At 66.6% G+C, this 13,079-nt stretch carries 13 protein-coding genes; 7 read left to right on the top strand and 6 right to left on the bottom strand.

What is annotated here, in order from left to right; genetic code table 11:
* Positions 1-57: 57 nt before the first annotated feature.
* Positions 58-1,785 carry a TM0106 family RecB-like putative nuclease gene (locus MKW15_RS09610; protein ID WP_240857383.1) on the top strand — a complete coding sequence of 576 codons (1,728 nt, stop codon included), beginning with the start codon at positions 58-60 and terminating at the stop codon, positions 1,783-1,785.
* Here the strand turns inward: MKW15_RS09610 and MKW15_RS09605 are convergent.
* Positions 1,717-2,694: a hypothetical protein gene (locus tag MKW15_RS09605; protein ID WP_240857382.1), complete on the bottom strand. Its 978-nt coding sequence runs from the start codon at positions 2,692-2,694 to the stop codon at positions 1,717-1,719. The two genes, MKW15_RS09610 and MKW15_RS09605, sit on opposite strands and share 69 nt — an antisense overlap.
* 268 nt (positions 2,695-2,962) lie before the next feature.
* Here MKW15_RS09605 and MKW15_RS09600 point away from each other — a divergent pair, with 268 nt between their 5' ends.
* The 3 genes from MKW15_RS09600 to MKW15_RS09590 are packed head-to-tail and all read left to right on the top strand — an operon-like array spanning position 2,963 to position 5,189.
* Positions 2,963-3,541, top strand: a complete 579-nt coding sequence (locus MKW15_RS09600) for an XRE family transcriptional regulator (RefSeq protein WP_374246818.1) — start codon at positions 2,963-2,965, stop codon at positions 3,539-3,541.
* Between the two features lie 26 nt (positions 3,542-3,567).
* Positions 3,568-4,080 (top strand): hypothetical protein, encoded by a 513-nt coding sequence (locus tag MKW15_RS09595; RefSeq protein WP_240857381.1) that lies wholly within the window; start codon positions 3,568-3,570, stop codon positions 4,078-4,080.
* Positions 4,071-5,189: an MAB_1171c family putative transporter gene (locus tag MKW15_RS09590; RefSeq protein WP_240857380.1), complete on the top strand. Its 1,119-nt coding sequence runs from the start codon at positions 4,071-4,073 to the stop codon at positions 5,187-5,189. Before MKW15_RS09595 ends, MKW15_RS09590 begins: the two co-directional genes overlap by 10 nt.
* A 120-nt stretch (positions 5,190-5,309) precedes the next feature.
* On the opposite strand, the gene MKW15_RS09585 is transcribed toward MKW15_RS09590, so the two are convergent.
* The 3 genes from MKW15_RS09585 to MKW15_RS09575 all read right to left on the bottom strand — a co-directional run bounded on the left by MKW15_RS09585 (position 5,310) and on the right by MKW15_RS09575 (position 7,515).
* Positions 5,310-6,071, bottom strand: coding sequence for an SDR family NAD(P)-dependent oxidoreductase (locus MKW15_RS09585; protein WP_240857379.1), 762 nt, complete (start codon positions 6,069-6,071; stop codon positions 5,310-5,312).
* Positions 6,072-6,170: 99 nt separating this feature from the next.
* Positions 6,171-6,875 carry a TMEM165/GDT1 family protein gene (locus MKW15_RS09580; protein WP_240857378.1) on the bottom strand — a complete coding sequence of 235 codons (705 nt, stop codon included), beginning with the start codon at positions 6,873-6,875 and terminating at the stop codon, positions 6,171-6,173.
* 118 nt (positions 6,876-6,993) lie between these two features.
* Positions 6,994-7,515 carry a peptidase gene (locus MKW15_RS09575; protein WP_240857377.1) on the bottom strand — a complete coding sequence of 174 codons (522 nt, stop codon included), beginning with the start codon at positions 7,513-7,515 and terminating at the stop codon, positions 6,994-6,996.
* A 264-nt stretch (positions 7,516-7,779) separates the two neighbouring features.
* Here MKW15_RS09575 and MKW15_RS09570 point away from each other — a divergent pair, with 264 nt between their 5' ends.
* The 3 genes from MKW15_RS09570 (at position 7,780) to MKW15_RS09560 (ending at position 11,928) form a co-directional block, all read left to right on the top strand.
* Positions 7,780-9,798, top strand: a complete 2,019-nt coding sequence (locus MKW15_RS09570) for an ABC transporter ATP-binding protein (protein ID WP_240857468.1) — start codon at positions 7,780-7,782, stop codon at positions 9,796-9,798.
* 42 nt (positions 9,799-9,840) lie between these two features.
* Positions 9,841-10,593 carry an energy-coupling factor transporter transmembrane component T family protein gene (locus MKW15_RS09565; protein ID WP_240857376.1) on the top strand — a complete coding sequence of 251 codons (753 nt, stop codon included), beginning with the start codon at positions 9,841-9,843 and terminating at the stop codon, positions 10,591-10,593.
* Positions 10,594-10,716: 123 nt separating this feature from the next.
* Complete coding sequence (locus tag MKW15_RS09560; RefSeq protein WP_240857375.1) at positions 10,717-11,928, top strand: low temperature requirement protein A; 1,212 nt, start codon at positions 10,717-10,719, stop codon at positions 11,926-11,928.
* Between the two features lie 39 nt (positions 11,929-11,967).
* On the opposite strand, the gene MKW15_RS09555 is transcribed toward MKW15_RS09560, so the two are convergent.
* Together MKW15_RS09555 and MKW15_RS09550 are read right to left on the bottom strand one after the other, a co-directional pair.
* Positions 11,968-12,597 (bottom strand): superoxide dismutase, encoded by a 630-nt coding sequence (locus MKW15_RS09555; protein WP_240857374.1) that lies wholly within the window; start codon positions 12,595-12,597, stop codon positions 11,968-11,970.
* A 224-nt stretch (positions 12,598-12,821) separates the two neighbouring features.
* Complete coding sequence (locus MKW15_RS09550) at positions 12,822-12,977, bottom strand: hypothetical protein (protein WP_240857373.1); 156 nt, start codon at positions 12,975-12,977, stop codon at positions 12,822-12,824.
* Positions 12,978-13,079: the final 102 nt, after the last annotated feature.

Below are 13,079 nucleotides of genomic sequence, written 5' to 3'. Positions count from 1 at the left end.
CTGGTACAAGCATTACATAGGGTGGAAACGCGCCCGGACAAACGGAAAGAAGGTGCCGTGCCTGCAGTGGTGTTGGCGCCCCGTGATCTCGCCGGATGCGAGCACCGGCTGGCGCTCGACTTCGAGCATCCGGTGCTGGTCGGTGACCGACGCGATGCGCCCGGGGTCCTGCGTCGCAAGGAGGCGGCCGCGTCCCTCCGATCCGCGGTAGGCGAGCTGCTGCGCGGCATCCACAGCGACCACCCCGAGACCTTTGTCGCGATCAGCCCCGACGCCGACGCGGCGGCGCGTGCGCGGGCAACGCTCGACGCCTGCGCCGCCGGGGCGCGATGGATCTGGAACGCCACGCTGCCCGTCGACCTCGAGGCCGGCCGACGCGGACACGCGGAACTGTTGATTGCTCACGGCGACGGCTACGTGCCGGTGATCGTGGTGAATCACCGAGTCACGCAAGCGGCCAAAACTATACTGTCAGAAGAGGTTCGCGCACCATCGCTGGTGACGAGTCCGTTGTGGGTGTGGGCGCCGAACCCGGATCCGTACCGGACGGGTCGCCCCAACCGGCGTGATGCACTGCGTCTTGCGCATCTGGTCGCGATGCTCGACGAACTCGGCTTGGGCTCGACCGCCGACCCTCAGGACGCGGTGGGAGGCGTGATCGGCATGGATGCCGACTGCATTGTGGTCCATGCGGTCGGCCGCACGCTCGATGACTACGGACGCGTCCTGGAACGTCGGAAAAGAATTGCTGCTCAAGCAGTTCCAACTGTCGCGCGGCGAGTCGGAGAATGCCGGTCGTGTCCCTGGTGGGGTCGTTGCGAACCCGAACTCGTCGAGCGCCGCGACGTCAGCCTGGTGGCATCGGGAAATCAGTGGAATGCCCTGGAAGACATCGGAATTCAGACGATAGACCAGCTGGCCCACTACCATGGCGATGCGCCGGACAGGTGGCCGGGCAACGTGCGTTTCGACGATGCGATCGTCAACGCGATCGCTTGGTTGACCGACACCGCGCTGGTCCGACGCGTAGATGAACCGACCGTCGTGCGGGCCGACGTCGAGGTCGACGTCGACATGGAGAGCTTTGGCGAGCACGGCGCGTATCTGTGGGGGACGCTGCTCACCGACAACACCGAACCGGACGTCATGGTGCGGTATCGGCCGTTCGTCACCTGGGATCCGCTGCCCACCACAGACGAGGCGCGTTCGTTCGCCGAGTTCTGGAGTTGGTTGATCGGCGTTCGAGAGGCAGCACACGGGGCAGGGAAAACCTTTGCGGCCTACTGCTATTCGGAGCAGGCGGAGAATCGCTGGCTGTTGGCTTCGGCGGACCGGTTCGCCGGTTCGCCGGGCATTCCGTCGCGCGCCGACGTGGAAGCCTTCATCGCATCACCCGAATGGGTCGACATCTATGCCGCCGTCGGCCGCAACTTCATCTGCCCGAATGGCAAAGGCCTCAAGCGCGTCGCGCCGGTGGCCGGCTTCGCCTGGCGTGACGACGACGCCGGTGGTGAAGCGTCGATGGAGTGGTACAGCGCGGCAGTGGGTCTCGGGCCCGGTCCGGTGGACTTGACCCAACGCGCGCGTCTGCTCGAGTACAACGAGGACGACGTGCGCGCCACAAAGGTGTTGCGGGAGTGGATCACCGACAGAGCGGCCAACGACGTCCCCCACGAACGCGAGCTGCTGGCCTTCCGGGCCGGACCGGACGCGGCGTCAGGCCCGCATGTTGCGGAGAGCGTCGAGGAACGAACCGCTGCCCAGGAGGGCGAGCGCGCCGAGTAGCAACAGCGCCCCGGGGGCGATGCCGATGATGAACCGTCGAATCCCGGCCAGGGTGGCGGGTTGGTCGGACGTCGGCGCGAGGGCCTGGGCCGGGTGGGCGGGGTAATTCGGTGCCGCGGGTTGCTGCTCGTTGGCGACAGGTGCCCGCACGGCCGACGCGGGCACGTTCGGGGGGGCCTGCGGCGCCGCGGCGGCCGGACCTGCCCCGCCGGTGTCATCGGGTCCCCGACCACCGGGAGGTGCGACGGCGATCACCGGACCGGCCGGCTGTCTCGATTCCTGCGGTTTCGACTGCTGGGTTTTCGTCGGTTGTGATCTCGACGGGGTCCGGTCGGCGCCCGGCCCGTCGACCCGGGTCTGGGTGGAGGTGGTCGTTGTCTTGGTTGGCGGGGTCTTGGTTGGCGGGGTGTACGTGTGGCCGCCGGCGTGCCCGCTCGTGGCCGTCGGCGACTCGGCCGTTTCGGTGTCGCTTCCCGATGGACCCGAGGTGTCCGACGGATCGGGCGTCGAACCGGTGGGGTGATGACCGCCTGGTCCGTGGTTGCCGTGGCCGTGCCCATTGCCACTGCCGTGCCCGTGTCCGTGGCTGCCGGACCCGGGATTGTGGTGCCCGGGACCACCGGGTCCGTGGTTGCCGGCTCCCCCGGGGTCGTGCGGGCCACCAGGCGCGCCCGAGTCGTCGTTACTGCCGTCGCTACCGTCGTCGTCGCTGTTGTTGTTGCTGTTCTCGCTGTTCGAGTCGGAATCGTGATGCCCAGACCCGGCCGGTCCGGGACCGCCGGGCCCTGGCGCCGACGCACCCAGGCCCGCTGCCAGCGTGAGCGCCAGAAGCGCGAACACCGCGATCAGGGCAGCGATGAGCCGCTGTCGCACGCGTGGCGAGCGCGAGGGCTCGGCGCGGTGTGTCATGCGTCCTCCGGCGTAGAATGGTGTCTGTATGTACCTTATGTTCACTTCAGCGTTGTCACGGTGTCACCAAAATGCGGCCATCTTGCAACCGTTCGTCGGCCCAAAGTGTGAACAACGCCACACCTTGGATCGTTACACCATTGCGAGAGGTGACACGCATCGGGGCATCCCTTCAGGTACGTTCTGATCGTAACGAGCGTTGCAATCGGGCTGCATTGCGGGCTTTAATGTTTGCAAGTTCAAATTTTGGGTTTTGGAGATTTCTGTGATGACTGCAGGAGGGACGGAGAAGCCGATGGTCGACACCGGCCGCACCGACGCCGATATCGCGGTGTCGAACGACAAGGCTGCACTCGATCCGGGCCTGTTTGCGCGACGTCTGGAAGAGTTGTTTCGGACGGTGCCGGGGCCAAACGGCCGCGCGTACAGCGCGAAGGCGATCGCTCAGCGGTCGACCGAGCGCGGATTCCGGCTCGGCGAGTCGTATCTGAGCCAACTGCGGTCGGGTAAGGCCAAGTCGCCCTCGTTCCGCACGGTCGAGGGCATCGCCGCCGCGTTCGGCGTCGACGTGCACTACTTCCTCGAGGATCGCGCCGCCCAGCGCACTCGCGACGAGATCGATCTGATGCGCCTGCAGGCCGACACCAACGTTCAACTCGCCGCCTTCCGGCTTGCGGGCCTGTCGAGCGACTCGGTGACCGTGGTCAACGAGCTGATCAAGGTCCTGCGCGAGCAGCAGGGTCTGCCCAAGGATCCGCCGGACGTGATCGCGGCGGGACTGACCGATGACGAAGCACCCGCCGATTCTCGGCTGCGTGTGGTGGGCGGGCAACCACACGAGGACTGACCTCATGTGGTGACCCGGGGGACCCCATGCGTCGGAGCGTTCGTGAGTTGCGCGCACTGTGTCGTAACACGCTGCGCGGTCTCGACCTCGACCTGCCGCTCGACGTCACCCAGTTGTGCGATCGCCACGGCGAACGACGCGGCAGGCCGATCCATCTCGTGGCGCATCCGCTCCCCGTGGGCGCCCCCAACGGCGTCTGGATGGTCGCCTCGGATGCCGACTACTTCTTTCACCAGGCAAACACCTCCCGGCTGCATCGCGACCAGATCGTCATTCACGAATTCGGGCATCTCATCGCCGGACACCAGGTACTCGGCGACCTGTCCGCGCTGACCGAGGCCGGGCCGACGCGCGACGAATCCGAGGCCGCGCTGCGTCACACCTGCTACTCCGACGACCGTGAGTGGGAAGCGGAAATGCTGGCGTCGATGATCCTGAGCTGGGCAGAAGAGGCCGGTGCTGCGGTGGGCACAACGGCAACGCACGACGGTTTACGAGGGCTGCAGAAACTCTTCGGCGGCCATCGTGGATGGTTGTAGGTGTGTCGGTCAGTATCGGTGTCGTCAACGTCGTCGCGTTGGTGGTCTTCGCGGTGGCTTTTTGCTGGCGACTCGACCAGATCCGTCGTCAGGGTTGGGGGCTGCAGCCGCTGGCCATGACGATCGCGATCACCGCGCTCACGCTGGCATTTGTGGTGTCGGAGTCGTCGGTTGCCGCAGCGCTCGACGCGGCGCTCTTCACGGGTGCCTCTCGAGTGGTCTTCTACGCTCTGCTCGCGCTCGGGGTTGCCGCCCTCGTTGTGGTGTTCTTCTTCCCGGGGCAGCTGTCGCGGGAACGCCGCGCGGGTATGGAGGCGCTGCCGCTCGTGGTGGCGTTGATCGGGCTGCAGGTCACGATGCTGGTGATCCCGGTGGAGATCCGCACCGCGTCGATGAGCGAGTGGACGGCGAAGAGCTGGAGTTTCGCGGTATTCTTCCTCATCGCGAGTGGCTACCTCGCGTATGGCTTCATCGCCTGTGTACGCAACGTGCGGAAGTTCTTTCTGGAGGCCGACGGTTATCTGCGGGTGTCGCTGGGCCTGCTCGTCGTCGGCCTGGGTCTTCTGGCGCTGGGCTCGCTGGTGCAGATCGTCTTCGTGATCGGCTCGGCCGCGGGATTCCTCCGCGTGCCCTGGCTGCTGAGTACGAGCGGGGTGCTCGCGGTCCTCGGCGTGGTCGCGTTCCTGGTCGGCGTCAGCTATCCGATGGTCTATGCGAAAGTGCAGTCGACTCTGGCCAACCGTCGTCGGCGACGCGTCGACACCGAACTCCTGCCGCTGTGGCGACTACTGACCGACGCGGTACCCGAGGTGGTGCTACCCGACACCGGACAGATGACCCCCACCACCCGCGTGCATCGTCGAGTGGTCGAGATCAGGGATGCGCTGACCCAGATAAGTCCCTGTCTGCCAAGGGCTTTCGAGTATGCGGAGCCGGCGGTGCAGGCGCGGATGCTCCGGGGCGCGATCACCACCTACACCACGGAGCCGGTGAGCGGCGCGGTGCGTGACGTCGTGCCCGACGAGGGTGTGGGGCTGGAAGACGACGCCGCACCCCTCGTCCGACTCTCGCAAGCACTCGCCGACGACGCGATGGATCTGGCGAGATAGCCACCGCCACTCCCGTCGGTTATCTGTACGCCTCAACCCGACCAAGTGCACTATGTACTTGGCCAGCCTCCCAGGTACAGATTTCCGGAGGTCGCTGCAGTGGTCACCCAACTCCCCAAATCAGCGCGGCGCCATCCGGATGGCGCCGTCCATGCGGATGGTCTCGCCGTTGAGGTAGTTGTGCGTCACGATGAACTCCGCCAGTTGCGCGTACTCGTCGGGCTCGCCCAGACGCTGCGGGAAGGGGATGGCCTCGGCCAGCGTCTTCTGGAACTCCGGCGTCACCCCGGCGAGCATGGGGGTGCTGATGGTGCCGGGAGCGATGGTGCACACTCGCACGCCGATCCGGGCCAGGTCGCGGGCGGCGGAGATGGTCATCGCGTGCACGCCACCCTTCGATGCGGCGTAGGCGATCTGCCCGATCTGGCCCTCGAACGCGGCCACCGATGCCGTGTTGATGATCACGCCGCGCTGACCGTCACCGTCGATCGGGGACTCCTCCTGCATGCGGTTGGCCGCCAGGCGCAGGACGTTGAAGGTGCCGACCAGGTTGATGTTGATGATCTTCTGGAAGAGATCGAGTTCATGCGGACCCTGCTTGCCCAGGATGCGGGCCGCCCATCCGACGCCCGCGCAGTTGACCGCGACGCGCAGTGGTGCGCCCGACTCGGCGATCGTGTCGATGGCGCCCTGGACGTCGGATTCGCTGGTGACGTCGGCGGCGATCAAGGTGACACCGCCAACCGGGGCGGCCTTGTCGATGGAGGCCTGCAGGTCGAGGCCGAAGACCTGTGCGCCGGCAGCGGCGAATCGTCGTGCGGTCGCGGCACCGAGGCCGGAAGCGCCACCGGTCACCAAGACGGATGAACCCGAAACGTCCATGTTTCTACGCGTCCTTTCGAGACGATGAGACCGGATTTCCGGTCGCGATCACCTCACCCTAAACAGTCGTCGGGTCCGGTTCGGCAGCAACCCCCGCAATTACCGAGCGATCGGTCGGGCTTCGGCGTCCTCGGTGCTGTGCTCACTGCGGTGAACGCGATGGATGTAGAACGCCCCGAGTCCGACGATCACCACAGTGGCAGAGACCGTCGCAGCGATGGCCGGCGCCGACGCACCGATGAGGCCCTCGGCGATCAGCCAGGCGGCGAAACCGAAGAACAGGACGGCGGCGCCGATCGCGATGGTGCGTTCGGGCAGGTGCTTGCCGAGTACCGCCCCGATGCCGATGGCGAGTGCGTCGGCGGCGACCATGCCCAGCGTTGAGCCGATCCATACGCCCAGCCAGTCGTGGCCGGTCGAGAGGGTGATGGTGGCGAGCATCGTCTTGTCGCCGAGTTCGGCCAGGAAGAACGCCGACATCACCGCGAAGAACACCGACGCGCCGACCCGGTTCGCCTTCGACGATTCGTCGTCGTCGAGGTGATCGCCGCGCAGCGTCCACAAGCCAAAGATCAGCATGGCCAGACCGGCCAGCACCGACATCAGATCGGTGGGGATCGACAATCCCAGGAAGTGCCCGAAGAACACCGACACCGCATGCACCGCGGTGGTGGCCACGGTGATCGCGGCCAGCACCACCCACCACTTATAGCGGAGGGCATAGGTCATCGCCATCAGCTGTGACTTGTCGCCCAGTTCGGCGACGAAGATCACGCCGAAACTCAGTAGCAGGGCAGCAATCATGTTCGCCAGGTTAGATAACCCTCACTTCGACGCGCAACTCATCGCGCAGCCTCATTTCCGCAGGTAGGAGGCACATAAATCAAAGTTCGGGGACCCGGAAACGCGGGTTCGGAAGCTCTCAGGCCGCGAGCAGCATCGCCAGGACAGCGGTGTCGGGGTCGGCGTTGGGGTCGATGCCCACCTGGTTGCGCAGGTTCACCACGGTGCCGTCGGCCTCCGCCTCGGCCCATCCGGCCCGATGCTCCAGACCCAATTCCGGCAGGCCGGGCAGGAGGACACACCCCGACGCCACGTCCGCGCATTCGGGCAACGACGGACGGGTTCGCGACGGCGGATGCAGCATGAACAGCGCGGGCGGGTTGGTGAGGAAGCGTCCGGCTTCGATGAAGCTGTCGTCGACGACGTTGCCGACGGCGAGCATCATGCCGACGGCGTCGTCCTCCGCGTCGTCGGGCCGCTCCTCGACCACGCCGAAGATCGTGGTGGTGGGCAGAAAGCCTGGGCGGCAGGCAATGCGGACGGATGCGACCAGCGTCTGCGTCCACTCGAGAGTCGACTCGGGCCAGCGGCCGGAGATCAGAATCCCGTTCAACAGACCCTCCTGATGAAACGGGGTGAGGCCGATCGGAATGGACTGCATCAGATCCTCCCTCCACAGCGCGGCCGGGGCTCATTCGGCCCGCTCGCTCCCGGTTCGATGCGGCCCGCTCGCTTCGCTCCCGGCGCCGGGTGTGAACCCGGTCTCGTGAATATGCCTCCGGCAGGGACTGTGGACAACTCGAAACACCGGGTTGTGACGGTTCTTTTACACGCGGTAAACCGATCAGTAGACGGACAGGGCGCGGGGCAGTCTGCTTGACCAGGCACACTGGATCGGGTGAAGAACTCGCCACCACTGCGGCCGATGGAGATCGCGTCCATCGCCATCTTCGGTGGTCTGACGGTTGCCGCGGTGGTGGTTGCCGCGGTCATCCCCCTGGCCCAGGCCGCCGGCCTGCTCGCTCCGGTGCCGCTGGCGCTCGTTGCGGCGCGCACTCGCCCGCGCGCACTCATCGCCGCAACGGTGGCGACCACGCTGGTTGCCTTCGCGATGGCCGGGACGGGTGCGATGGCCACCGTCGTCGGGTCTGCGCTGGTCGGTGGAATCGTCGGTGACCTCAAACGGCGCGGCCGGGGGCTCGGCAGCATCCTGCTCGCCACGCTGATCGCGTCGCCGCTGATCGGTGGGCTCTCGGTGATCGCGCTCCTGATCCTGGTGCCGCTGCGCAACCTCGCGATCGAGGCCATGACCAATTCGATCAACGGTGTCGCCAAGTGGCTGCACCGCTGGGACCCGCTGTCGTGGCTGGGGGACTGGCTGGAGACGGTGAGTCAGAGCCTCGCGTCGCATTGGTGGGTGTGGATCTGGGTGTCGGGCACCGTCGGAACCGCGGTGTCGTTGCTGGTGGCGTGGTGGATTCTGGGCGCCGTCATCCGGCGTCTCGCGGATGTGCCGAGCGAGGACACCCTGGCGTCGGACCTGACGTCCGACGACGAGCACGACATCGCGCCGCTGCCCTTGCGCGCCACCGATGTGGGTTTCGCCTACCGGGCGGGTGCCCGCCAGGTGTTGCACGACGTCGACCTGACGATCGAGAAGGGCGAGTTCGTCGCGATCGTCGGCGCCAACGGTTCGGGCAAGTCGACGCTGGCCAAGGTGCTGGCCGGTCGGGCGCCCACCACCGGCTCGATCACCCGGCCGGGACTGGCGGGCCTCGGGCAGCGCGGGGGTACCGCGATGGTGCTGCAGCGACCGGAGACCCAGATGCTGGGTTCCCGTGTCGCCGACGACCTCGTCTGGGGACTTCCCGCGGATGCCGACGTCGACGTCGAGGCGTTGCTCGCGGAAGTGGGGTTGGCCGGGCTCGGCCAACGCGAGACCAGCGATCTGTCCGGCGGGCAGCAGCAGCGTCTCGCGATCGCCGCCGCGCTCGCCCGCGATCCGGCTCTGCTCATCGCCGACGAGGTGACCTCGATGGTCGATCCGCTCGGGCGCGAACAGTTGCTGGAGTTGCTGGCCGGGTTGCCGGCGCGGCGCGGGATCACGGTCGTGCTGATCACGCATCGTGGAACCGAGGCCGCACGGGCCGACCGCGTCATCCACCTCTTCGACGGTCGGGTGGTGCCGCACGCACCGGATTGGGTGCCGACCGGCGTGACCGAGGACGAACCCGTTGCAGCTTCGACGCTGCACGTGCGGCCCCATCACGCGCCCCCGGAACCGCTGCTGGTGCTCGACCACGTGGGGCACGCGCATCTGGCGGGTTCGCCGTGGGAAGTGGTTGCGCTGCAGGATGTCTCGCTGACCGTGCATCGTAGCGACGGGGTGTTGATCGTCGGCGGAAACGGTTCGGGGAAAACAACTCTCGCGTGGATCATGGCAGGTTTGATCGCGCCGGGATCGGGCACGGCCACGCTCGACGGCGCTCCGGTGACCGGTCAGGTGGGCAAGGTCGGACTCGGCTTCCAGCATGCGCGGCTGCAACTGCAGAAGGCGACGGTCGGCGACGAGATCATGGCGGCCGGCGGCGACAAGGTGGGCACGGCCGAGGTGGCCCGGGTGCTCGAACTCGTGGGCCTGCCCCGGGAGATGGCGACCACCGGCGTCGACGCGCTGAGTGGTGGACAGATGCGCCGCGTGGTGCTGGCCGGTCTGATCGCCCGGACCCCGCAGGTGCTGGTTCTCGACGAACCGCTCGCCGGGCTCGATCCCTATGCGCGACAAGAGATCGTCGACCTGCTGGCCCGGCTACGACGCGACGGGCAGACGATCGTGATCATCTCGCACGATTTCGAGGCGCTGGACAGCGTGTGCGATAGGCGGGTTGAACTCGTCGACGGTCGGCTCGACGCAGGGGCCGCGCTTGCCGGAGGTGCCCGATGACACGCACCGGAGGTCTCCGATGACACGCACCGGAGGTGCCCGATGACAATGCGGATGGTGCCGCTTCGGCAGGTGCCGGGCAACTCGTTTGTGCATCGGCTGTGGGCCGGGACGAAACTCCTGATCGTGCTGATCCTGGGGATCATGACCTGGGTGCTGCCGTCGTGGCCTGCCCTCGGGATGGTGGCCGCGGTCGTGTTGCTGACCGCTTTGGCCGCGGGAATTCCGTTGGGCGCGTTGCCGCGTCCGCCGTGGTGGTTCTGGGGTCTGATCGGTGTGGGGGTCGCGGTCAACGCGTCGTTCGCCGGTCTGCCTGCGGTGCTGGTCTTCCTGCGCGCCGTGGCATTGGGCCTGGTGTTGGTGGGGATCTCCATCCTCGTCATCTGGACCACCCCGATGGCCGAGGTCGCACCTGCTCTCGCGCGGCTCATGCGGCCGCTGCGCTGGTTCCGGCTCCCCGTCGACGAGTGGGCGGTCGCGATTGCGCTGTGCCTGCGTGGTCTGCCGATGCTCATCGAGGAACTGCGCATGCTGCGCGCCGCCCACAAGCTGCGCCCGGTCACCAAGGGCCGCACCGATCATCCGTCGGCCGAGATGGGGATCATGGACATGATCACCGCAGCGATGTCGTCGGCCCTTCGACGCAGCGCCGAGATGGCCGAGGCGATCACCGCGCGTGGCGGCACCGGCCGGCTCACGGCGTATCCATCGGGGCCGAAGCGTGCGGATTTTGTTGCGCTGGCGGTGGTCGCGGTCGCGTGTGGGGTGGCGATCGTGGCGACGATCCTGCTCTGATCCCATCCGCGCCCTGAGTGCGGGCCTCACGACCGTCGGCCTGGCCGACAGGTCGGATATGTCCGTCCCTGCACTCGGTCCTCTACGGTAGGAACGTCGTTCACTATCGAGACGAGGTGCGTCATGCTGACGAAGTACGTTCGTCGGGCCCGGGACCGAGCGCCCGAGGTCACGACGATGGAACTGTTCTTCGACCTCGTCTACGTCTTCGCCATCACCCAGCTCGCGGCGCTCCTCGCGCATCACCTCACCTGGGAGGGCGCGCTCCAGACGCTGGTGCTGTTCGGCGCGGTGTGGTGGGTGTGGAACTACACCACGTGGGCGACCAACTGGATCGACCCCGACCGCCTGCCCGTGCGGGTGCTGCTGGTGATCCTGATGGGTCTGGGGCTCATCATGTCGAGCGCCATCCCGGAGGCCTTCGACGAGCGCGGCATGCAGTTCGCGGTGGCGGTCGCGGCGATGCAGATCCTGCGCCCACTGTTCATGGCAATCTCGTTGCGCGGGGACCCCATTGGCCGTAATTACGTCAACCTCGGGGTGTGGTCGACGGTGGCCGGCGCCGTGTGGATCACCGGCGCCTTCGTCGACGACGCGAAGCTCCGGCTACTCATCTGGGCGGTCGCACTGGGGATCGACGTCGCCGGACCCATGGTCGATCTGTGGGTTCCCGGCTTGGGTTCGACGCCGATGGAATCCTGGACGCTGTCGTCGGGCCACCTGGTGGAGCGCAATCGGCTGATCTTCATCATCGCGCTCGGCGAGACGGTGCTGTCGGTGGGACGCGAGTTCTCGGAGGTGCCCGCCACCACGATCGCCTACGTGTCGTTCGTCGTCGGCTTCGCGCTCACCGTCTCGTTCTGGTGGCTGTACTTCGCCCGGCACGCCGATATCGCCGAGGAGCGACTCGCGGATTCGAGCAATCCCGCCGCCGTCGCCCGAGGTGCCTACGCCTACTCGCATGCGATCTTGGTGGGCGGCGTGATCGTCGCTGCCGTCGGCACCGAGTTGATGATCGCCCATCCGCACGAGCACGCCATCACCGGAACCGCCGTGGCCATTGCGGGCGGCCCGGCGATCTTCCTGGTGGGCCTCGCGTTGTTCGTGTACTCGACCGGCGGCATCGACCGTTTCGAAGGGCTCGTCGTAGCCATCAATCTGGCGGTCCTGGTGGCCATCGCGGTGATCGCCGACGTCGCAGACCTTCAACTCTGGATCGTCTCGCTGCTCGTCCTGGTCCCCATGTACGCGATGGTCGGCCTGGCCGCGCTACATGCCGCCCAGAATCCCGAGCCCGACGACGAGGGCACACACAAAACTCCCACTTACACATGAGATCTCGTGTGTAAGTGGGAGTTTCAGGTGTAGACCAGGTCAGGCGGAGACGACGAGTCCCGGCCCCTGGCTCGTCGCGGTGGCGTAGCGCTCGCCCGCGTCGGCCCAGTTGACCACGTTCCACCAGGCCTTGACGTAATCCGGCTTCACGTTCTGGTAGTCGAGGTAGAAGGCGTGCTCCCACATGTCCAGCATGACGACCGGGATGATCGCCGCCGGGATGTTGCCGCTCTGGTCGGTGAGCTGCAGGATCACCAGGTTGCCGCCGATGGTGTCGTAGCCCAGGATGGCCCAGCCCGACCCCTGCAGGGTGGTCGCGGCCGCGGTGAAGTGGGCCTTGAACTTGTCGAAACCACCGAACTGCTCGGTGATCGCGGTTGCGAGAGCACCGTCGGGCTCACCGCCGCCGTTGGGCGACAGGTTCTTCCAGAAAATGGAGTGGTTGGTGTGCCCACCGAGGTGGAACGACAACGTTGCCGAGAGGCCGTAGACCTTGCCGGCGATCGACTCGTCGTCGCGCGCGACGGCCAGCTTCTCGAGGGTGTCGTTGGCGCCCTTCACATACGTCGCGTGGTGCTTGTCGTGATGGAGCTCCATGATCTTGCCAGAGATGTGGGGCTCGAGGGCTCCATAGTCGTAAGGGAGATCCGGCAAGGTGTATTCAGCCACGGTATTCCTCTCTGAGGTGACGCTCGTTCTCACTGTTCACGCGCGGTCTTCGACGGTGTCGTCCCTGGCCGCGCGGGCACTTCCACCCTTCCGCAGAGCATGGGGGATTGCAACAAACGGGCGAAAAAGACTTCAAGTGGGGTTGAACTACACGAACCCGATCGGCCGACGAGATTCTACGGAAATATGTTGTCGGCCTTGGTGATTGGACTCGGTGATCGGACTCAGATGAGGACGAGCACGACGAACAGAACCAGAAGGGCGGCGATGCTCAGCGCCGTGGTGCGACAACGGGCACCGACGTTGTAGGCGGCACGCGGAACGGCCGGACGCGACGGTCGGAGAGCGCCACGGAGATCGCCGCTTGCGTGAGTCGCCATCGTCACCTTCCGCACTGCCTTGTGGGCGGGACGAACTGCGTGAGCCCCGTCACAGATGTGATGGACGCCATTAAAACAGAGTCGGTCAATCGACTCAACCCG

Source organism: Gordonia gummivorans, from assembly GCF_022513585.1.
GTDB lineage: Bacteria > Actinomycetota > Actinomycetes > Mycobacteriales > Mycobacteriaceae > Gordonia.
Note: the sequence above shows the minus strand (reverse complement) of the source record. Positions and strands in the feature narration are given on the sequence as shown.

Coding starts and splice junctions, on each gene's coding strand:
- MKW15_RS09590 (WP_240857380.1), top strand. CDS start 4,071: ATGGTTGTAGGTGTGTCGGTCAGTATCGGTGTCGTCAACGTCGTCGCG.
- MKW15_RS09560 (WP_240857375.1), top strand. CDS start 10,717: ATGCTGACGAAGTACGTTCGTCGGGCCCGGGACCGAGCGCCCGAGGTC.
- MKW15_RS09580 (WP_240857378.1), bottom strand. CDS start 6,875: ATGATTGCTGCCCTGCTACTGAGTTTCGGCGTGATCTTCGTCGCCGAA.
- MKW15_RS09595 (WP_240857381.1), top strand. CDS start 3,568: ATGCGTCGGAGCGTTCGTGAGTTGCGCGCACTGTGTCGTAACACGCTG.
- MKW15_RS09575 (WP_240857377.1), bottom strand. CDS start 7,515: ATGCAGTCCATTCCGATCGGCCTCACCCCGTTTCATCAGGAGGGTCTG.
- MKW15_RS09600 (WP_374246818.1), top strand. CDS start 2,963: ATGACTGCAGGAGGGACGGAGAAGCCGATGGTCGACACCGGCCGCACC.
- MKW15_RS09605 (WP_240857382.1), bottom strand. CDS start 2,694: ATGACACACCGCGCCGAGCCCTCGCGCTCGCCACGCGTGCGACAGCGG.
- MKW15_RS09585 (WP_240857379.1), bottom strand. CDS start 6,071: ATGGACGTTTCGGGTTCATCCGTCTTGGTGACCGGTGGCGCTTCCGGC.
- MKW15_RS09570 (WP_240857468.1), top strand. CDS start 7,780: ATGGAGATCGCGTCCATCGCCATCTTCGGTGGTCTGACGGTTGCCGCG.
- MKW15_RS09550 (WP_240857373.1), bottom strand. CDS start 12,977: ATGGCGACTCACGCAAGCGGCGATCTCCGTGGCGCTCTCCGACCGTCG.
- MKW15_RS09565 (WP_240857376.1), top strand. CDS start 9,841: ATGACAATGCGGATGGTGCCGCTTCGGCAGGTGCCGGGCAACTCGTTT.